This is a genomic window from Paracoccaceae bacterium (assembly GCA_033344815.1).
In the GTDB taxonomy this organism is placed as follows: Bacteria; Pseudomonadota; Alphaproteobacteria; order Rhodobacterales; family Rhodobacteraceae; genus Roseobacter.
Map to the genome: position 1 here is coordinate 3875659 of JAWPMR010000001.1, position 19662 is coordinate 3895320.

Here is a 19662-nt window from a genome sequence, read left to right on the forward strand (position 1 = left end):
CACTACTTTCTTGGTTTTGCCCGCAGAGTTGGGTCTGCCTGTGTAGGATCTTCGGGCCAGGGGTGTTTCGGATAGCGTCCACGCATGTCTTTGCGTACATCTGTGTAAGAAGATCGCCAGAAGCCCGGCAGGTCTTCTGTCACCTGAACAGGTCGCTGTGCGGGTGATAACAAAGTGAGTTGCACGGGTGTTCCAGCTACTGTCGGATGCCGCGTGACGCCAAAAACCTCTTGCAACCGCAGGGAAATACAGGGCTGTGCACCATCATAATCGATGGGAACGTCGCGCCCCAGCGGGGTCGTGTAATGCGCTGGAACCGTTCGGTCCAGCGCGTGTGACTGGTCCCATGTAAGGCGTGCTTTCAAAGCGGGCGTAATGTCAAATCGTTTCCAGTCAGCACTGTTCTTGACGCCCACCATATGCGGTAACAGCCACTCTTGGAGATGCGCCATCAGATGAGATTCCGAAAAATCGGGAAATGTCTTGTCGACATTGCGCATCAGCTTGGCGCGGGCGATAAATCGGGTCGCTTTCGCGCTGGGCAGCAGTCCGAGTTGTCTGATGCCATCCAGCATGGCGCGCGCGATGTCTTCGGGCGGGGCGTCGTGCCATGGACGATCTTCCAAAACAAGGGCTGCGAATTTTTCCTGTTTGCGTGCCAGAACACGTCCTTCCCGACGCGACCAGAGGCACAGATCATGCCACGCAATCTGATTGGGAAAAGTATCACGCAAATCTGCTTTTGATAAAGTGATGGCTTGTCGAATGCGCGCTTCACGCGGGTCGCCGTCCAGATCGGTTGCAACGATCAAGGGAGCCGCAGCCAGCGCGTCACGCTCTGGCATAATCGCGCCTTTGCCTCCGGACAGAACATAGCGAGGCGCATCACCAGATCGTCGTAGCCCAATGCGATCAGGGTACGCCAGTGCAGCCAAAACACCGGGATCCTCAGATCCATGGCTTTGCACCATTGATCTCAAGCGTTTGGTATCGTCTCGGATGCGGGCAAGGGTGGCATGATTGGGTTCCCAATGGTGCCGGGCGCAAAACTGTTTCGTGTCTTTTGCTGCTTGTATGCGGAGCGACAAATCTGTGGGCGCATTTTTCAAAATATCGCGTTCAGACAATATCGAAGCCAAAAGCGGTGCGTCATGACCGCCTTTTGTGACCATATGTGCAAGCCTCGGATGCAAGGGTAGCGCAGCTAAACGTTTGCCATGTGGCGTGATGCGGTTGTCTGGATCCAGTGCACCCAGCATTCTGAGTACGGTTTGCGCTTCTGCAAGGCGGCCTTCGTGGGGCGGCGTGACAAACTGCATCTGATGTGGGGTACCACCCCACATGGCGATTTCAAGTGCCAGACCAGCAAGGTCGCCAACGTCGATTTCCGCTGGAGGATAGGCGGCAAGCGCGCCATCTTCTCCGCGGGTCCAGAGCTTGTAGCATGCCCCTTGCGCAACCCGCCCCGCACGGCCCGCGCGCTGGGTCGCTTCCGCCTTGCTCACGCGGGTTGTGATCAGGCGCGACATGCCGGATGCAGCGTCAAATTCTGCCCTCCGTGCACGACCTGCATCCACGACGATACGAATGTCTTCTATGGTCAGCGAGGTCTCGGCGATTGCCGTCGCCAGAACTATTTTTCGACCTGACGTAACCGGTGCAATGGCTGCGCGCTGATCCTTGAAGGGCATTGCCCCAAACAGAGGGCGCAGGCTGACGTCTGTGGGGAGATGCGGGCGCAGCGCTGCCTCGGTCCTTCTGATTTCTCCTTCGCCGGGCAAGAAAACCAGAACGCTTCCTTCATTTTCTAACATGGCCTTCAGCGTGAGATCCGCAACGGCTTGTTCCAGCCTTTGCTTTTTTGAAATCGGTTTTGACAACCACCGCAGGTCGACATCAAAAGACCGGCCTTGTGAGGTCAATATTGGCGCTTCCATCAGCGACGCGACCGGTTGTGCATCCAGCGTGGCAGACATGGCAATCAGTAAAAGATCATCGCGCAGTGCGCTTGCCACATCCAGCGTCAATGCAAGCCCGAGATCGGCATTAAGGGAACGTTCATGAAACTCATCAAAAATCAGTGCGCCGATATCCGGCACATCCGGGTTCGACTGCAACATGCGGGTCAGTATGCCTTCAGTTACGACCTCAATACGCGTCGATTTCGAGATTTTGGTTGCGCCCCGCATGCGGTAACCGACTGTCTCGCCAACATGCTCGCCCAATGTCTCGGACATTCGCTCGGCCGCCGCCCGAGCTGCAAGACGCCGCGGTTCCAGCATGATAATCTTCTTATCTGTCAGACCTGCGGTCAACACGGCCAATGGAACTCGCGTCGTTTTCCCCGCACCGGGAGGCGCTTGCAGCACCAGACGACCCTTTTCGCGTAGCGCTGCAATTACGTCAGGTAGAACGGCATCAATGGGCAAGGAGAAATCCATGACCCTGCTTAGCGAATGTATTAGACTTGGCCAAGCTCTGGACATTTGCGACTGCCTGCCGGAAAACCACAGCCATGAACAGGGCCAACGATAAAGATATCGCCGATCTGGCGGAACGCGTCGGAAACGGCGAACGGCGCGCTCTGGCCCGGGCGATCACATTGGTGGAAAGCGCGCGCGCCGATCACAAAGCCCAAGCCGCTGATTTGCTGGACGCCTTGCCCAAGGGTCGCCAAGCCTTGCGCATCGGGCTCTCGGGCACGCCAGGCGTGGGTAAGTCGACCTTTATCGAGAGTTTTGGCATGATGTTGACCGCGCAAGGGCTAAAAGTTGCGGTACTGGCGGTGGATCCTTCCTCAACGCGGTCGGGCGGCTCGATCCTGGGTGACAAAACGCGGATGGACAGGCTGTCGCGTGAACCTTCGGCGTTTATTCGCCCCTCACCGAGCCAGACCCATTTGGGCGGTGTGGCGCGCCGCTCGCGTGAGGCTGTGGCGCTCTGTGAGGGGGCGGGATTTGATGTGATCCTGATCGAAACCGTTGGCGTTGGTCAGTCTGAAACAGTTGTGGCGCATATGGCGGACATCTTTTTGTTGTTGCTGGCCCCGGCTGGTGGCGATGAGTTGCAGGGCGTCAAACGCGGGATCATGGAAATTGCTGACATCATCCTGATCAACAAGGCGGATGGCGATCTTAGATCAGCGGCAACGCGGACTTGTGCAGATTATGCTGGCGCATTGCGTCTTTTGCGCAAGCGCGCTCAGGACCCAGAAGGCTACCCTAAGGCAATGTTGGTATCCGCGCTTCAAGAGGACGGTTTGGATACTGTTTGGGCCGATCTGATTGCATTGCGCGATTGGCGGCAGGCAGAAGGTTTCTGGGAAAAGACCCGGGCGGATCAGGCACGCTACTGGTTCGAGCAAGAGGTCAGAAACGCGCTGTTGTCTCAGTTGGAAACCGCTGATGCGCGGGGAGCGCTTGCCGTTTTGGGAGAAGATGTTGCGGCAGGCAAAACATCCCCTGCTTCCGCCGCGCAAAGTTTTCTGGCCAGCCTGCGCCATTCTGATGCATCAAAACCGTGAATCCTGCGCACTCCGGGTTGACCGCCACAGCGATTCCCACTAAAGCCAGCGAACGAAATTCCGGGGCGTGGCCTATGGCTGCCCCCTTTTGTCGTTAACCGGACCGCCGGGACGATGTATCAAAAAAGGATGATCCCATGTCGCGTGTTTGCGAACTGACCGGAAAAGGCCCTATGACGGGCAACAACGTGAGCCACGCCAAAAACAGAACCCGGCGTCGGTTTTTGCCGAACCTGAACGATGTGTCCCTGCAATCCGAAGCATTGGGTCGCGCGTTCAAATTCCGTATTTCTGCGGCGGCTCTGCGCACCGTTGATCACCGCGGTGGATTGGACCAGTTTCTTGCGAAAGCAAAAGACAACGAGCTTTCGGCCAATGCGCTGAAAGTAAAGAAAGCGATCGCTAAATCTTCTGATACGGCTGAAGCGCTGAGCTGATCTGCACTCTACGCGACCGTTAAGACCCTGCTCTATTGGGCGGGGTTTTTGCGTTCATGATGATATTCAACCCTACCCGGCAAGAACATCCTTTACCCATGCGGGCAGTGTCTGCGTCGCGGGACCAATTCGAATATCATTGAACTGGCTGCCGACTAATGAGGGTTCGAGATTGAACTCGATAGTATCTGCACCGTACCTCCGGGCCTCAGCTACGAAACCTGCGGCGGGGTATACATTTCCAGATGTGCCAATGCTGGCAAAAACATCCGCTTCCGACAGATGCTCAAAAATCTCATCCATGTCATAGGGCATTTCGCCGAACCAAACGATATCGGGCCGCGCTGTTGGATTTTTGCATTGAGGACAGGGATCGCCCGGTGCCATGACTATGGGCGCAGGCCACCGGTTGTCGCAGGAGGCACAAAGCGCCCCGTTCAATGCCCCATGCATGTGCATGACTTTTTGCGAACCGGCCTTTTCATGGAGATCATCGACATTTTGCGTGATTAACACGACCTGACCGCGGAATTCCGCTTCGAGCTTCGCCAGAGCGTGGTGTCCGGCATTGGGTTCCGCCTCGGCGGCTTGCGCGCGTCGGGCATTGTAAAAATCGACAACGAGTCTGGGGTCGCGTGCGAACCCTTCTGGTGTGGCGACATCTTCGATCTTGTGCTGCGCCCAAAGCCCGCCTTCTGCGCGGAATGTGCCCAATCCGCTTTCTGCGGAAATTCCTGCTCCGGTAAGGATGACGATTTTTTGCATGATGTTAGCTCCTGTTGCGCTCAGCTTTGATGACGCGCTCAACTCTGAGTGTCAAAAACCATCGCTTGATCGGCTTCCAGAATCCGCAAATGACCTTCCAGAAAGGGCAATGCTGTCAAGGCAGGATCGATCATATGGGTTTGGATCAACTGCCGCATCGTTTTGGCCACGTTCAGTGGAACTTCATGAGTCCAATCTGCGCCGGCAAAGACTGAAATCTGACGCGCGAAGGGCTCAAACGGCAATGGATGCGCCGTAAGCTGGTCGTGAAATCGGTGCGCCCGCATAAAACCCAAAGGCGTTGTAATCGTCCAACCGATGCCGCGCGCGACCATGGCCATAAGTGCCAGATGGCTGCCGATCTCGAATGGGGCAGGGTGGTGCGCGATGTTTTGTGACAAATGCGCGTCGATCTGTTTGGCAATCATCTGATCCGCGTCATATCGCAAAAATGCAAGCTCGTCTGGTGCAGGCAGGCAATCCACCGGGACGCGTGTGCCTTTCGGCGCCACCAGCATAAAAGGGTCCAAGGCCAATGGGTGTTCAACCACCCCTTCGAGGCTGCGCTCGGTACTCGCCGAGATCACCATGTGTAATCGTTGTTCGCAAATGGCGTCGATCAAATCATTGCTGGAGGCCGTGATCATCTTGAACTTGCAGCGCCGCAAGCTTTCCGCGAGGATCGTGGCCAACCGGGGTGTCAAACTATCGTCAAAGTCGTCGATGATGCCAATGCTCAGCGATTGCAGGTGCGCAAGGTCCATAACGGTCAATTCGCTTTGCGCACGTCTGAGTTCGGCCAGCGCGGCTTCAGCCCGGGTCAAAAACAAAATGCCAGCGGGGGTCAATCGCATGGGTCTGCGTCCATGATCGATCAACTCAGTGCTCAGCGCGGCTTCCAGGTTGCGCAATTGCTGACTGACCGCAGGTTGACTCAATCCTGTTAGCGCCGCTGCTTTGGCAACGGAACCCGATGCCGCCAGCGCCTCGAAAACTTCGAGGCCACGCAGCGTGACGCCCTTCATCATATGTGCTGGCCTTCAAGTATATCCCACGGTCCTATGATGCCCGCCTTTAAGCGTGATAGGCAAGCATGCGATTGCGGCAGAGTCTTTCGAAGATAGAAACTGATGCAAGCGAAGGCATCCGCTCTTGCAGAGGGCGCTTGTTTTGGAAACGATGGCTGAACATCAGCATCGGAGTGTTCAGATGAAAATTGCCACCGCCGCCTACCCGTTGGATTTCCTGACATCCTGGGCGCAATATGAAGATAAAATTGCGGCTTGGGTTCTGGACGCGGCCAATGCAGGGGCCAAACTCGCGGTGTTTCCTGAATACGGTGCGATGGAGTTGGCTACGTTGGCGGGGCGCGATGTTGCACAGGATCTGGAGCGGTCGCTCTTTGCGGTGTCCGATCGGCTGGCGGACGCGGACGCATTGCATCAAAGACTAGCGACAGAGCATAACATGCACATTCTGGCGGCGTCCGGATCGGCTGCAACACTGACCCGGCCTGTGAACCGCGCGCGGTTGTTTGCGCCGCACGGCGGGATCGGCGTGCAGGACAAACAAATCATGACCCGGTTTGAGCGTGACATCTGGGGCGTGGTTGGCGGTGATCCCTTGCAGGTTTTTGATACCGCTATTGGCAAAATTGGCGTTTTGATCTGTTATGACAGTGAATTCCCTTTGTTGGGAAGGGCACTGGCGTCCTGTGACATGATTCTCGTCCCCTCCTGTACCGAAGCCCTGTCCGGATATTGGCGGGTGCGTATCGGTGCGATGGCGCGGGCCTTGGAGAATCAATGTGTGAGCATCATGGCATCGCTTGTGGGTGAGGTATCTTGGTCGGAGGCTGTCGATGTGACGACTGGTACGGGGGGTGTATTCGGCCCGCCAGACGTAGGGTTTCCAGACACAGGTGTAGTGGCGCAAGGAGAGATCAATCAGCCCGGATGGACCTACGCCGAGGTCGATCTGGACGTGATTGCCAATGTCCGCGCAGATGGTCGGGTTTTGGGACGGCTGCACTGGGAAGAGCAAAAAGGGCGTGATAACCCGCCGCCAAATGTTGTCTTGCGCTGAATCCCCCTTGAAAACCCCACCAAATGCGCGCATTTAAGCGGCGTCCACAAATGGGTGGACGTGTAATTTAGGAGAAAACATGGCCAAGGAAGATACGCTCGAATTTCCCGGTGTCGTGAAGGAACTCCTGCCGAACGCGACATTTCGGGTCGAGCTTGAAAACGGCCATGAAATCATCGCGCATACGGCAGGCAAGATGCGAAAGAACCGCATCCGTGTTCTGGCTGGCGATAAAGTGCAGGTCGAGATGACCCCCTATGATCTGACCAAGGGTCGGATCAACTACCGCTTCAAATAAGCCCTTGTTTATACTGGGGTCCGGAAGTCCGCGTCGCAAGGAATTGCTGGCGCAAATCGGCATTGTACCCGATGAAATTCGCGCGCCCGATATCAACGAAGACCCGCGCGCACGCGAATTACCACGGCCCTATTGCCAACGGATCGCGCGCGAAAAGGCTGCAGCTGTCACCGCTGGTGACGGGGATATTGTGCTTTGCGCGGATACAACCGTTGCTTTGGGGCGCCGCATCATGGGCAAACCGGCAGATTCTGATGAGGCTGCGGAGTTCCTGCGGGCGCTCTCAGGGCGCAGGCACCGGGTGATTACCGCAGTTGCGGTGCGTTGCGGCACAAAGGTCTGGGAAAGAGACGTCGTAAGCACGGTGCGCATGAAATCCATTTCCGATGAAGAGTTGGACGCCTATTTGCGGACAGAAGACTGGCGCGGCAAAGCGGGCGGTTATGGCATTCAGGGACCGGCTGGCGCGCTGATACCCTGGATCAGCGGCTCATTTACCGGCATCGTGGGGTTGCCGCTGGCAGAAACCGCGAACTTGCTGCGCGTCGCGGGTCACCCGGCGCTGAAAGCATCGTCGTGAAGGGACGCAGCATAATCCTAGATCATCTGGGTGATCTGGAAGCAGCGGCGCTGATCGTGGACGGTCAGCTTGAGGATCTGCTGATTGACGCAGAAGCGCCACGCCCGGGCACGATTTATCGGGCCATTGCGGATCGTCCTGTCAAAGGGCAGGGCGGTATGTTTCTTAAGACGCCGGACGGATCTGCGTTTCTGCGACAGATCAAGGGCCTTGCGCCCGGACAAGCGATTCTGGTGCAAGTGTCTGGTTATGCCGAACCCGGAAAAGCTTTGCCGGTGACGCAGAAGCTACTTTTCAAAAGCCGTTATGGAATTGTGACGCCGGGGGCGCCGGGCATCAACATCAGCCGATCCATCAAGGATGAGGCAGAAAGAGACCGGCTTTTGGAAATCGCCCATGATACATTGGACGGAACGCCGGTGGGCCTGATCCTGCGGTCGTCCTGTGCAGGTGCGCCGGATGATGAAATCGCGCAAGATATATCCAACATGGCCGACCTCGCGACGCGGGTTCTGGAGGATGACAGCTCCGAGATGGAAGTGCTGAGTGAGGGGGATGGTCCGCATGTGTTGGCATGGCGCGACTGGGTCGCTCCGGCAGACATAGTGACCGCACCGGGAGGGTTTGAGGATCACGGGGTTTTGGATGCCTTGGAGGGGCTGCGCTTGGCGCAAGTGTCTTTGGGGGCGGGCGCAAGCATTTATGTGGAACCAACGCGCGCTTTGGTGGCGGTGGATGTGAACACCGGCTCAGATGCCTCCCTGGCCGCCGGAATCAAAGCCAATATGGCCTGCGCCAAAGCCTTGCCGCGTGCCCTGCGCCTGCGCGGGCTCGGCGGACAGATCGTGCTTGATCTGGCCCCCATGCCCAAGAAAGACCGCCGCACCTTCGAAACGGCTTTGCGTCAGAGTTTCCGCGCGGATGATGTTGAGACGGCCCTGGTAGGATGGACGCCTCTGGGGCACTATGAATTGCAACGCAAACGTGCGCGGTTGCCGCTTTCGGAGGTCTTGCAATGAAATGCCCGATGTGTGGTCAACAACCGACACCTGACATGCGTCCTTTTTGCTCCAGACGCTGCGCCGATCTTGACCTCGCACGTTGGTTCAATGAGAGCTATGCACTGCCCTCAGAGGATCCCGGGGATCTTGAACAAGCCCACCATCAGGCGCAGCAAAACAAAATGCACTGATGCATGCGGCGCAAGGCGGGCTTCAGGCCACCCTGCACAATCTGCATATGGTCTTGCAACTGCGTGTTGCGGATGGGTTCCAGAGCACATCTTCCGGATCGAAAGGATGGAGAGCGGCTGGGCATTTGGGGAAGAAGACGCGCTGTAATTGCGGCGATGTCTGTCGCCGGTCCTCCATCACCCGCCGGGTGAGCTTTGCACGTCCGACGGCGTTTCCCATGTTTTCGCCCGCACAACGCGGAGATCGGATGACAAGAGGCAAGCAGGCTCGCTTGCACTTCAGAAAAGTGATCCTGCCTTTTGCTTGCGAACGACTGGACGCGTCGCGAGCGGGTTTTGTGACGTTTACTGCCGTTCCAACAGGTCGTTCGAGATATGGCCGCAGCTCTTGCCGTTGGTTTGTCACACCACTGGCGCACCACATTGGGAACGCGCCGGGCAGGTACGTTTTGTACAGAACTTTTGCCCGATCACTGCGTGACAATGCCAAAGCTGATCCCGCGTATCAGACAAATCACTGATCTTCATCGTCGAGCCATTTGCCGTGAAACCGATTGGCGCCTGTCCTTGTTCGGGATCGTCCTGCAATTCAACGCGCGCCAACTCGGATCGGCGTAATGAATGAATCCCGTCTTTCGCGATCCGGCGGTTGCTGCGGACTGCGATCAAATGGCAGCAGGTTGATCGCGACTGTCTTGGCATTGCATATGTGGGCCGCTTCAAGCACGATAGAGGCTGGCCTGGTGATCGGATCATCCGTCTCAAGTATGCTCTCCATGGAACAATGACCCGCAATGCTCTTTCCGGCAGTGGTTGGGAAGAAGTTTCTAGTGCAGAACAGCTTTCCGTATCGGTGAGGGCCGCCGTCAATGCGCATCAAGCCAGACCTAAAGCCCTGCGCCGTGCCGCGTTCATGATGCGGTGCCAGACCCGAATTCGCGTCAAGCGACGGTCTCCAAACGCCCAATATCCGCCTTACAGAAAGGGGTCATGTTCCACTGCCTCGCAGGGCGGGGGTGCAAGGCGAATCTGCCGATAGGGGCGATGGAATGGGGTCTCGGAAATATTGGGTATTTCCGTTGTGTGCTAGATCGGCAAAGACGATGCTTAAACCAGTCGGTGCGCCGTTGTGCGCAAACCAAGGGCGCAACGACAACGCACTCTGAAACTTCCCGGATGCAGGATGTCTCATGCCTTCTCCCTCTCCAGTACTCCGCCAGCGTAGTCCGACGCGCAGGCCTGAGCGAGTTTTTGGGTGGGCAACACGGTTCAAGCGACTGTGTTGCCGCAACTTTCTCCAGGTCGCGGGACCCCCGACGCAGATCCTTGACCTCATCAGCGGGCCCTGCACGCGCCGTGTCTTTGGCAAGTCGCTTCTTTCCGGCTCCGACAAAATCGTGTTACAAAAAAAAGTTGGCGCTCTCAGAAATGCCTTTGCCAGAGTAAAGGCGGGCCAGTTTTTCTTCTCACAGAGCCCGGCAACAGAATCAAGAGTCGTTCCTGTGCCGAGCACAGCTCTTAGATTATGCGGCGAATGCTCCACACTAATTGGTGAGCAGAGAATTTGAGTCTTCCGTACATCCGTCGTATCCTCTTACTTTGGCGGGTGCGCCGCGCCACAAAACCTCGACCCTTGGAACCCTTGAACTTCTGCAGCAGATGATCGTGACGGGCAATTGGTATCGATGCTACTTGAAAGTGATGCCTTTGACAGAGAGGCCCACGCCTGACGTGTCGTAAAAACAATGACCACCAGCCCCAGAATAACACGCGCACGACGTGTAAGCGTCTAAAGTGTCAGCAATGGGTGCGCTATGCAGCGGAGAAATTGGTGCCGCGCGCAAATTCAATTGCTCACCTCACCGCAGTTTTCTTTCGCCAACGATTCCATTGATCTGGTGATCCATTGAAACAGTTGAGATCGACCTCCTTTTCGATCCCGTCTAAAATCCCCGTTGAGGTATACTGCCAAAACCGCCAATTCCTGATTCCGTAACGTTTTTCAACATGGTTGGCGGTAGATCGCAGCCAGAAATCGCGTTTCAGTCGAGTGATGTCATTGCGCTTCCAAAAGTCGGGGGCCGTGTAAATCACGACTTTTGTTCTGTAATGGCGTTCAACGATGCGGATGAAGGTATTTGCCAAGCGCCGTACTTCGCGGGCTGGAGGGCGGCGAACACAAGTCGGAGAAAATGGGTTCCATTCCAGATCCAGCACTGGAGGCATTCCACCGCGCAGGCGTGGCACATTGTCGATGAACCATCTGGCCTGTGTTTCTGGATCAGTGCAAAAGTAGTAGAAATGATACGCACCGATTGGCACGCCAGCGCGCCTTGCGCCACGCCAGTTCGACTGAAATTCTGGATCAAGGAGATCTCCTCCTTCGGTCGCCTTGAGCCAGGCAAATTGAATCCCTTGCTGTCTGATCATTCGCCAATTCATCTGGCCCTGGAAGCGTGCTGCATCAATACCGTGCACAGGAAAAGACGAGGGGCCGCGGCGGCCAAAATCCACAGGATCTAGATCCCTGAATCTTGAGCGTGCCAGGAGCAAAGAGGGCGCCGATAGGAAGGGCAGGCTGACAAGGCCGGCTAGTGTGGAACGACGCGACAAAGGCAAAAGCTGGACTCCTGACTGAAAGACAAAGGCTCAAACCATTGATGATCATTTCACGCTAGCGCACAATGTTTAACGCAGCCTTGATGGCCTGTTTGAGAATACTGAACTCGAAGCGCAGATCGCTTTGGCGGGTAGAGCCTGTTGGTGTGGTGTTCATCCTCGAGCGGAGTGTGGAGCATGTCCATTACTTTGCGTTCAGTCCGGCACACCCGGTTTGCGCGATACACCGAAGACAGGCCAAATGGGTCGGATGGCGAGGGCGCGTCAGGCTTGAAAGGACTTTTGATAATAAAACTGCGGTCAGCACGCTCCGGAAACGGCGGCCTGGAGGGGCGCTCACGTCGTGCACGTCTGACGATGGATGTACCTTTGGCTAGCCGGCGCAACTGGGTCGGATTATACATCGGGCACACGGGCTCTGATGGCATCCGGAACATCAAAGGCGCGATGTATTGCCCGGGTTTTGTGGTTTAATTCTGCCAAATCCTGCTTCGCCAAAGCACTTCGGGCCCAATGCGTTTTTGGAAATCCTCGCACGCGCTTCGCCGCAACGACGCCGCGCCTGCGCTTGATGCGAAGGGCAGGCGGTCCCTTTACAAGCCACGTGGTGCAGCGGAAGAGACTGACGACCAGTGCCAGGAAACACACAGGAAAACCCACGCAGGCTGTTGGCTGCGTGGGTGGTGTTTGTCAGGCGGTAACGCCCATTGGAAGGTTGCGCCGGCGTTCTCCGGTTGCCTCAAACAATGCGTTTGCTATGGCAGGAGACACCGGTGGTACGCCGGGCTCGCCCACGCCTGTTGCGTGATCCGAAAAGGGGTGCGGTACGATATGTGTCACAACTGACGGATAGTTGTCGGATCGTACGACATCGTAGTCATTGAAATTTGACTCTAAGGCGGCGCCATCCTCAAACGTGATGCCCGAGTGCAGTGCGGTCGACATGCCCATGACTGCCGCGCCCTGCAATTGGCTTTCGATCCGCTCGGGATTGGCGGCAAAGCCGCAATCTATGGCCATATGCATGGCAGGCACGGTGATACGACCATCCACCATCTTTACATGGGCAGCACAGGCCACATAGGACACGAAACTGCGGTGTACGGCCAGTCCGATGCCTTCGCCGTCTGGCAACTCCTTGCCATAGCCAATGCCGTCAGCCGCAAGGTTCAGAACATTGATCAGCCGCCCTGTCTGGATCGGGAATTCCGCCATCGTCTCGCCATAGTTCCAGAAGTTGTCTGGCAGTCCCGCCGCAGCCGGGTCAAGTGTGCGCGGTGTGCCGATAAGTTCCAACCACATTTCCTTCTGATCACGCCCAAGCTCTTCTGCAAGTTCGCCCACAAACGATCCGATCGCCCAAGCATGCGGGATATTGGATACAGCCCGGAACCAACCAATCCGCGTATGGGCCAGAGCCTTGCCACTTTCGCAACGGATATTGGGAATATCAAAGGGCACATCGGTCATGCCCATCGCTTGCTCCAGGGGCAGAACATTGCCTTCGTCGGGCGCAAAAGTGGACAGGATTGAAGGTGCCACAGACCTATGCAACCAACCCGTGACCTTACCCCTATCATCGAGCGCTACCTCGATCCGTTCGGCGGAGGTGGTATGGTAGAAGGAGTGCCGAATATCATCCTCGCGCGTCCATTGCACGCGGACGGGCGCTCCGACCTCGCGCGACAGCAGTGCCGCTTCCGTCACATAGTCACCCTTGGATTTGCGACCGAACCCGCCTCCCAGAAGAGTGACGTTCAATGTGACTTTTTCGGGGTCAAGTCCAAGTGCCGCAGCGGTATCCGTGCGCGCGGTATAGGGGCTTTGTACCGGTGCCCAGATTTCCAACCCGTCGCCTGTGTAATTGGCAATAGCAGCAGGGGGCTCCATCGGGATGTGAGCCATGTGCGACTGCGTATAGGTCCGGGTGAAGGTTTTTGCGGCATTCGCAAAAGCCTGGTCGGTATCGCCCTGATCTCGGGCGGTGGTGCCAGACTGCTCTGACGTTGCGATCATGTCTGCCATGTAGGCTTCGGAATTATAATCGCCGTGTTCGCCGGCCTCCCATTCGATTTGCAGTAGCGCGCGACCCTCGGTCGCAGCCCAGGTGTTGGTCGCGACAACTGCGATACCACCCAGCGGCGCGAACTTCTGCGCCAAACCACCATAGGGGATCTCATGCACGCTTTCGACACCGGGCACAGTCAGCGCTTCGGTTGCATCAAATGACGTGGCTCTGCCGCCTACGACGGGTGGGCGGGCGATGACCGCAAATTTCATGCCCGGAAGAGCCACATCCGCGCCGTACACCGCCTTTCCTGTGGTGATATCATGTAGATCCGTGATCTGAATCTTGCCCTTGCCGATATAGCGGAACTGATCCTCGGTCTTGTAGGCAATTTCTTCGTGAGCCGGGACGGGCTGGGCCATCGCGGCCTTGGCAAGATCGCCGAAGCTCAGGATATTGCCCTTGGAGTTGATGCAGGCATGGTTTTCCACGCGGACGTCCGAAGGATCGACATTCCACTCCGCTGCCGCAGCCCGGGCCAGCATGGTGCGCACAGCCCCGCCCATGCGGCGCGCTGCCTGGATGTGATGCCGCAAGGACCGTGACCCATCTGTATCCTGATTGCCGTATTTCGGCTCATCGCCCGGGGCCTGGATGATCTTCACTTGATCCCAGTCGGCTTCCATCTCATCGGCCATGACCATCGGCAGTGACGTCTTTGCGCCGGTGCCCATTTCAGACCGGTGCGCAACCAGCGTCACAGTGCCGTCTGTGTCGATGGCGATAAAGATCAAAGGATCGTCCACCAACCCGTTGGCCATGTCGACCGCGCCGGTAGCATAAGTGTCAAAGGCCTGAGCAGGTACGGCATAGGCGGCGAGAGTGAAAGCACCCGTGGCACCCAGAAAACCACGACGGCTGATCTTAGTCAGATGCAGCGTAGGTGCGATTTCAGGGGCGGTTTCTTCAAGATATCTCAGCATGGTTCAGCTCCCTGTACTTGCGAGGCGAACCGCATCCACGATCCTCTGATAACAGCCACACCGGCATACGTTGCCCGACATGGCTTCCAGAATATCCTCATCGCTGGGTTTCGGGTTTTCAGTCAGCAAGGACGCGGCTTGCATGATCTGACCGCTCTGACAAAAACCGCATTGAGGCACGTTAAGATCACGCCAGGCGACCTGAACGCTGTGGTTTCCGGCGGGGTCCAGCCCTTCGATGGTGGTAACCTGCTTGTCGGCGACCTCGCCTAGCGTGACCTGGCAGGCGCGCACGGCTTTGCCATCCACATGGACCGTGCAAGCGCCGCAAAGTCCGACGCCACAGCCGTATTTGGTGCCTGTGAGCCCGGCGATATCGCGCACGGCCCAAAGCAGCGGCATGTCACGGGTACCGGATACGTCCTGCTGGACGCCGTTCAAAGTGATCTTTGTCATGGTTCCTCCCAATTTCGATTTCTGATGCGCCTCACAACGTGACAATCGGTACAATGCGACTGTTCCACTTGGGCGAGAATCGTAAACAGAGGGTCAGGATAGCACAGCAATAACGTCCCGAGTCAAAATTAACCGATCCGCAGCCAAGACCCTCCTGCGCCCGAAGGGAAAGCCATGCTCTACGCAAGTGCCTGACGTGATGAAACTGTTTTGCCGAAGTTGTCTTTGAGGGCTTTTGGCCGGTTTGGGCCACCTAAAGTTCAGATTTCCATGGTAGCTGAAGGCGGGTAAATCAGACATATAGCCGTCGCAGCCTTTGCGGATCCACTATGCCAATACAAAAAAGGCTTCGAGTAGAGCGTTAAGGGGCGGAAAACTTGGCGTTTCCCGCGTCTGATCCTTCATGCCGACACCCCCAAAAGACAGTCCAGCGTTGGTGCATCGCTGTACCAAAGCACGCCATAGGTAAATGATAATGGTGGCAGACCCTTACTGCCCTGAACCGCGTTGCAAAACCGGCCGACTTGCCAAGCCTCAGGGTATCCGTGAGATTTGATTCTTGACGCGGCGCAACGGAATTGAAGATTCGATGGAGGATACGCCACGCACTTTGGTCAGGCGTTGAGTTAGAAAACGCTCAAACTCCTTCAGATCTGTGGTAACAACACGCATGAGGTAGTCGCGATTGCCTGTCATTAACCAGCAATCAACTACTTCTTCAAAGGCCGACACCGCTTGTTCGAAAGTCGCGAGGGCCTCATCAATCTGCTTGTCAAGTTGGACAGACACAAAGACCGTCACCGAATAGCCCAATGCGTCTTCGTTGAATCGCGCGTTATAACCGGTAATGACACCGGCATCTTCAAGTGCACGCACCCGACGCGCCGTCGGGGTTGCGCTCAACCCGACAGCGTCCCCCAACTCGTTCATCGCGATCCGCCCATCTTTAGCGAGGCGGCGAACGATTCGTTTATCCAGATCATCCATAGCGCCATAATATGCTATGCTAGCCTGGATTTGCGAGATTTTACTGCGTAAAAGTCGGGATTGGTGGCGAAGTTTAGCGACCTTCATGCCAGACCCGGCACTATACCGTTCCCGATCTTGAAGGATAAAAGATAAAAGATGCCTCTTTTCGACCGAACAGAAATTGAATCTGCCGCTGAACTTGTTCACCAACAAATGGCTCCAACCCCTCAATACAGTTGGCCATTGCTGAATGAAGAACTGGGCACCGAGGTTTGGGTAAAGCACGAAAACCACGGCCCGACTGGTGCATTCAAAGTGCGCGGCGGGGTTACCTTCATCGACTGGCTCAAACGCACTCGGCCAGATATGCGTGGCATCTGCACAGCGACCCGGGGCAACCACGGTCAGAGCCAAGCACGTGCGGCGACGCGTGCCGGGCTCATCGCAAAAATCTATGTTCCCGAGGGCAATTCGATCGAAAAAAACGCCGCGATGGCGGCATTTGGCGGGGAGATTATTGTCCACGGTGCTGATTTCGACGTGGCGCGTATTGAGGCGATGCGGGTCGCTGAAGTTGATGGGCTTGCACCGGTTCCGCCATTTCATCCAGAGCTGGTGCGCGGCGTTTCCTCTTATGCTTTGGAATTCTTTACCCACGTACCTGATCTGGATACAGTTTATGTCCCGATCGGTTGCGGATCCGGTATCTGTTCAGTCATCACAGTCCGTGACGCTCTTGGCCTCAAAACAAAAGTTGTCGGCGTCGTCTCCACGGAGGCGCAAGCGGCCAAACTGTCCTTTGAAGCAGGCCGTTTGATCGAGACGAATTCGGCAAACACCTTCGCGGACGGCATGGCCGTTCGTATTCCGGTGAAAGAAGCTTTTGACATCTATTCAGAAGGCGCAGAGCGCATCGTGGCGGTATCTGACGTTGAAGTGGCTGACGCCATACGCGCTTATTTCCGGTGTACCCACAATGTCGCTGAAGGGGCTGGTGCTGCCCCACTTGCAGCACTGATGCAGGAGCGGGACGCGATGCGCGGCAAGCGCGTTGGTGTCATTCATTGCGGTGGAAACATCGACACGGACAAATTTCTTACAGTCCTCAAGGGCGGAGTGCCACAGGTTTGAACCACCTCAAGATAATCGAACAGCGCCTGTTATGGTTGTCCCACTGGATGATCCACAATGCGAATAACATCCGCCCAAAGGCCGATGGGATAAAGGTTGGAGGACACCAGGCGTCGTCGGCCTCGATGGTATCCATCATGACCGCCCTCTATTTCGGAGCCTTGCGGCCGGAAGATCGTGTGGCGGTCAAACCGCATGCTTCGCCCGTTTTTCATGCAATGCAGTACCTGATGGGCCATGTCACCCGCGAAAAGATGGAAAATTTCCGGGGCTTTGGAGGCGTACAGAGTTATCCGTCCAGAACCAAAGACGTGGATGATGTGGATTTCTCAACCGGATCAGTCGGACTTGGTGTGGCAATCACGTCCTTTGCATCCATGATACAAGATTACGTGCAGGCCAAAGCCTGGGGGAAAGACATCCGCCCTGGCCGTATGATCGCTCTGATGGGAGATGCCGAACTTGACGAGGGCAACATCTATGAGTGCTTGCAAGAAGGTTGGAAAAACGACCTGCGCAAGACCTGGTGGATCATTGACTACAACAGACAATCGCTCGACGGGATCGTGCGTGAGGGGCTGTTTGAACGGGCCGAGAGAGTGTTTGAGGCCTTTGGCTGGGAAGTTGTGCGTATCAAGTATGGCGCCCTGCAACGTGCGGCCTTCCTGGAACCCGGGGGGGATAAATTGCGCGCATGGATCGATGCCTGCCCGAACCAGCTTTACGCCGCGCTGACTTTCATGGGTGGGGCCGTTTGGCGCAAACATCTGATGGATGACCTTGGCGATCAGGGCGATGTGACCGCGCTTCTGGACGCGCGAGATGACTCCGCACTCGCGGCCCTGATGGAAAACCTTGGCGGCAACTGCGTGGACACCATGGCTGCGACCTTCGCCGCCATAGACCATGACCGCCCGGTGTGTTTTCTTGCCTATACAATCAAAGGCTGGGGCACCCCGATTGCAGGTCACAAAGACAATCACGGCGGTCTGATGAACACAGCACAGATGACCGATTGGCAGATACATATGGGCGTGCCCAAGGGGGCGGAATGGGATCCCATGGCAACAGTTGAGGACCAACACGGTTTCAGACGTTTCCTTGATACGGTGCCTTTTTTTGCAACAGGCGCGCGGCGTTTCACCGATGATGCGATCGACGTCCCCCAAATTGATGTCTCAGTTGGTCAGGAAATTTCCACCCAGATGAGTTTTGGCAAGATCCTCGATGATTTATCCAAAGGCGACAGCACCTTGGCAGAACGCATTGTCACCACGTCGCCCGATGTTACGGGAACAACGAGCCTTGGTCCCTGGGTGAACCGGCGCAAGTTGTTTGCGCGGACGCAGCAGGCAGATACTTTCAAGGATCACAAAATTCCCTCGACTGCCAAATGGGAATTTGCGCCGGAAGGCCAGCATATCGAACTGGGTATTGCCGAGATGAACCTGATGCTGTTGCTTGGGGCTGCGGGTCTCTCCCATTCCTTGTTCGGCAAGCGGCTGGTCCCGATCGGGACAGTCTATGATCCCTTTGTTTCGCGCGGGCTCGATGCATTGAACTATGCGTGTTATCAAAACGCACGGTTCATGCTGGTCGGGACACCGTCAGGCGTGACACTTGCCCCTGAGGGTGGTGCACACCAATCCATGGCGTCGCCTCTCATTGGCATGTCACAAGACGGGTTGGCCGCTTTCGAGCCTGCGTTTGCTGATGAATTGGCAATCATAATGCGGTGGGCTTTTGACTACCTGCAGCGCGATGGTGACGGCGACCCGAATGAGCGTACGTGGCTGCGTGACGAAACCGGCGGTTCGGTCTATCTGCGGCTTTCGACCAACCCGATTGAGCAACCGGGCAAGCGTGATGATGAAGCATTCCACCAGGGTGTGGTCGATGGGGCTTATTGGATGCGCAAACCGGGGCCCAATTGCGCCATCGTCATCGCTTATCAGGGGGTGGTTGCGCCAGAGGCAATAGCCGCTGCGGGGATGATCGGTGAATACCGCCGCGATGTTGGCGTGTTGGCCGTCACATCAGCAGATCGTCTGAATGCGGGTTGGAACGCTGCGCAGAGGGACAGGGCGCGGGGCAACAATAAGGCCACCAGCCATATTGAAGCCCTCATGGATGGATTGCCGAGCAATTGCACACTTGTCACCGTGATCGACGGGCACCCCGCAACCCTGTCCTGGATTGGCTCCGTCGCCGGGCATAAAACCATTCCCCACGGAGTAGAACATTTTGGCCAAACAGGCACGATCAATGATCTCTATCAGCATTTCCGCATTGACCGCCATTCCATCGTAGAATCCGTCAGCCAGTTGACAAAAGGAGGCCGGCCGCCCTCTGCCCAGCGGCGTGTTTCGCAACCGTCTTGAATTGCGGCCAGCGTCCATTTCTTCGCTGGTTGCACACAACAGCCTTGCCACTCTGTTCGCCTGCTTCCAACGCGCTGAGTCATAAGCAAATGGTCATGCCAAGCGGTTCCTTCATAGACGCGCAAAGACTTTTGTCTTTGCATACCCCATCGTTGACCCAAACGGGCACCGCCAGGCGATGGAATCCCCTGATTTTCTGCCTCCACTGAGGTCAGTCATCTGCAGTCCTTCATCG

18 protein-coding genes are annotated in these 19662 nt (G+C 56.5%); 10 read left to right on the top strand and 8 right to left on the bottom strand.

The genetic code is table 11. The features are described from left to right. Window positions 1–2: 2 nt before the first annotated feature. Window positions 3–2441, bottom strand: coding sequence for an ATP-dependent helicase HrpB (gene hrpB, locus R8G34_18065; protein MDW3224757.1), 2439 nt, complete (start codon window positions 2439–2441; stop codon window positions 3–5). A gap of 74 nt (window positions 2442–2515) precedes the next feature. Here hrpB and meaB point away from each other — a divergent pair, with 74 nt between their 5' ends. Then, complete coding sequence (gene meaB, locus R8G34_18070; GenBank protein MDW3224758.1) at window positions 2516–3523, top strand: methylmalonyl Co-A mutase-associated GTPase MeaB; 1008 nt, start codon at window positions 2516–2518, stop codon at window positions 3521–3523. 137 nt (window positions 3524–3660) lie between these two features. Next, a complete protein-coding gene (rpmB, locus tag R8G34_18075) occupies window positions 3661–3960 on the top strand; it encodes a 50S ribosomal protein L28 (protein ID MDW3224759.1) in 300 nt (99 codons plus the stop codon). A 72-nt stretch (window positions 3961–4032) separates the two neighbouring features. On the opposite strand, the gene R8G34_18080 is transcribed toward rpmB, so the two are convergent. Together R8G34_18080 and R8G34_18085 are read right to left on the bottom strand one after the other, a co-directional pair. After that, a complete protein-coding gene (locus tag R8G34_18080; protein ID MDW3224760.1) occupies window positions 4033–4725 on the bottom strand; it encodes an NAD-dependent deacylase in 693 nt (230 codons plus the stop codon). Between the two features lie 38 nt (window positions 4726–4763). Further along, entirely contained in the window at window positions 4764–5750 is a 987-nt protein-coding gene (locus R8G34_18085) for a LysR family transcriptional regulator (GenBank protein MDW3224761.1), read from the bottom strand. A gap of 184 nt (window positions 5751–5934) precedes the next feature. On the opposite strand from R8G34_18085, the gene R8G34_18090 reads away from it, so the two are divergent. From R8G34_18090 to yacG, 5 genes are all read left to right on the top strand, one after another. Continuing rightward, entirely contained in the window at window positions 5935–6810 is an 876-nt protein-coding gene (locus R8G34_18090; GenBank protein MDW3224762.1) for a carbon-nitrogen hydrolase family protein, read from the top strand. Window positions 6811–6889: 79 nt separating this feature from the next. Next, window positions 6890–7108 carry a translation initiation factor IF-1 gene (gene infA / locus R8G34_18095; protein MDW3224763.1) on the top strand — a complete coding sequence of 73 codons (219 nt, stop codon included), beginning with the start codon at window positions 6890–6892 and terminating at the stop codon, window positions 7106–7108. Window positions 7109–7112: 4 nt separating this feature from the next. Beyond that, window positions 7113–7688 (top strand): Maf family protein, encoded by a 576-nt coding sequence (locus R8G34_18100; GenBank protein ID MDW3224764.1) that lies wholly within the window; start codon window positions 7113–7115, stop codon window positions 7686–7688. Further along, window positions 7685–8707: a ribonuclease E/G gene (locus R8G34_18105; GenBank protein MDW3224765.1), complete on the top strand. Its 1023-nt coding sequence runs from the start codon at window positions 7685–7687 to the stop codon at window positions 8705–8707. Before R8G34_18100 ends, R8G34_18105 begins: the two co-directional genes overlap by 4 nt. A gap of 35 nt (window positions 8708–8742) precedes the next feature. Next, the gene (gene yacG, locus R8G34_18110; protein MDW3224766.1) at window positions 8743–8880 is read left to right on the top strand and encodes a DNA gyrase inhibitor YacG; all 138 of its coding nucleotides are present in this window, start codon (window positions 8743–8745) and stop codon (window positions 8878–8880) included. A 589-nt stretch (window positions 8881–9469) separates the two neighbouring features. Here the strand turns inward: yacG and R8G34_18115 are convergent. Both R8G34_18115 and R8G34_18120 read right to left on the bottom strand, forming a co-directional pair. After that, window positions 9470–9658, bottom strand: a complete 189-nt coding sequence (locus R8G34_18115) for a hypothetical protein (protein MDW3224767.1) — start codon at window positions 9656–9658, stop codon at window positions 9470–9472. A gap of 1076 nt (window positions 9659–10734) precedes the next feature. After that, entirely contained in the window at window positions 10735–11394 is a 660-nt protein-coding gene (locus R8G34_18120; GenBank protein MDW3224768.1) for a GH25 family lysozyme, read from the bottom strand. 282 nt (window positions 11395–11676) lie between these two features. On the opposite strand from R8G34_18120, the gene R8G34_18125 reads away from it, so the two are divergent. Beyond that, complete coding sequence (locus R8G34_18125; protein MDW3224769.1) at window positions 11677–11973, top strand: hypothetical protein; 297 nt, start codon at window positions 11677–11679, stop codon at window positions 11971–11973. 216 nt (window positions 11974–12189) lie between these two features. On the opposite strand, the gene R8G34_18130 is transcribed toward R8G34_18125, so the two are convergent. The 3 genes from R8G34_18130 to R8G34_18140 form a co-directional block, all read right to left on the bottom strand. Further along, a complete protein-coding gene (locus tag R8G34_18130; GenBank protein ID MDW3224770.1) occupies window positions 12190–14490 on the bottom strand; it encodes a molybdopterin cofactor-binding domain-containing protein in 2301 nt (766 codons plus the stop codon). Window positions 14491–14493: 3 nt separating this feature from the next. Beyond that, window positions 14494–14946 carry a (2Fe-2S)-binding protein gene (locus R8G34_18135; protein ID MDW3224771.1) on the bottom strand — a complete coding sequence of 151 codons (453 nt, stop codon included), beginning with the start codon at window positions 14944–14946 and terminating at the stop codon, window positions 14494–14496. A 534-nt stretch (window positions 14947–15480) separates the two neighbouring features. Beyond that, window positions 15481–15933, bottom strand: coding sequence for an Lrp/AsnC family transcriptional regulator (locus tag R8G34_18140; protein ID MDW3224772.1), 453 nt, complete (start codon window positions 15931–15933; stop codon window positions 15481–15483). A 138-nt stretch (window positions 15934–16071) separates the two neighbouring features. Between R8G34_18140 and R8G34_18145 the strand changes: the two genes are divergently transcribed. Both R8G34_18145 and R8G34_18150 read left to right on the top strand, forming a co-directional pair. After that, window positions 16072–17046 carry a threonine dehydratase gene (locus R8G34_18145; GenBank protein MDW3224773.1) on the top strand — a complete coding sequence of 325 codons (975 nt, stop codon included), beginning with the start codon at window positions 16072–16074 and terminating at the stop codon, window positions 17044–17046. 47 nt (window positions 17047–17093) lie between these two features. Further along, window positions 17094–19427: a transketolase gene (locus R8G34_18150; GenBank protein MDW3224774.1), complete on the top strand. Its 2334-nt coding sequence runs from the start codon at window positions 17094–17096 to the stop codon at window positions 19425–19427. The last annotated feature ends 235 nt before the right edge of the window (window positions 19428–19662 follow it).

Excerpts from the sequence above, each read along its gene's own strand:
- infA (MDW3224763.1), top strand. The coding sequence starts at position 6,890 with ATGGCCAAGGAAGATACGCTCGAATTTCCCGGTGTCGTGAAGGAACTC.
- R8G34_18085 (MDW3224761.1), bottom strand. The coding sequence starts at position 5,750 with ATGAAGGGCGTCACGCTGCGTGGCCTCGAAGTTTTCGAGGCGCTGGCG.
- R8G34_18145 (MDW3224773.1), top strand. The coding sequence starts at position 16,072 with ATGCCTCTTTTCGACCGAACAGAAATTGAATCTGCCGCTGAACTTGTT.
- R8G34_18130 (MDW3224770.1), bottom strand. The coding sequence starts at position 14,490 with ATGCTGAGATATCTTGAAGAAACCGCCCCTGAAATCGCACCTACGCTG.
- R8G34_18090 (MDW3224762.1), top strand. The coding sequence starts at position 5,935 with ATGAAAATTGCCACCGCCGCCTACCCGTTGGATTTCCTGACATCCTGG.
- R8G34_18125 (MDW3224769.1), top strand. The coding sequence starts at position 11,677 with ATGTCCATTACTTTGCGTTCAGTCCGGCACACCCGGTTTGCGCGATAC.
- R8G34_18135 (MDW3224771.1), bottom strand. The coding sequence starts at position 14,946 with ATGACAAAGATCACTTTGAACGGCGTCCAGCAGGACGTATCCGGTACC.
- R8G34_18150 (MDW3224774.1), top strand. The coding sequence starts at position 17,094 with ATGATCCACAATGCGAATAACATCCGCCCAAAGGCCGATGGGATAAAG.
- R8G34_18140 (MDW3224772.1), bottom strand. The coding sequence starts at position 15,933 with ATGGATGATCTGGATAAACGAATCGTTCGCCGCCTCGCTAAAGATGGG.
- hrpB (MDW3224757.1), bottom strand. The coding sequence starts at position 2,441 with ATGGATTTCTCCTTGCCCATTGATGCCGTTCTACCTGACGTAATTGCA.
- rpmB (MDW3224759.1), top strand. The coding sequence starts at position 3,661 with ATGTCGCGTGTTTGCGAACTGACCGGAAAAGGCCCTATGACGGGCAAC.
- R8G34_18115 (MDW3224767.1), bottom strand. The coding sequence starts at position 9,658 with ATGGAGAGCATACTTGAGACGGATGATCCGATCACCAGGCCAGCCTCT.
- yacG (MDW3224766.1), top strand. The coding sequence starts at position 8,743 with ATGCGTCCTTTTTGCTCCAGACGCTGCGCCGATCTTGACCTCGCACGT.
- R8G34_18080 (MDW3224760.1), bottom strand. The coding sequence starts at position 4,725 with ATGCAAAAAATCGTCATCCTTACCGGAGCAGGAATTTCCGCAGAAAGC.
- meaB (MDW3224758.1), top strand. The coding sequence starts at position 2,516 with ATGAACAGGGCCAACGATAAAGATATCGCCGATCTGGCGGAACGCGTC.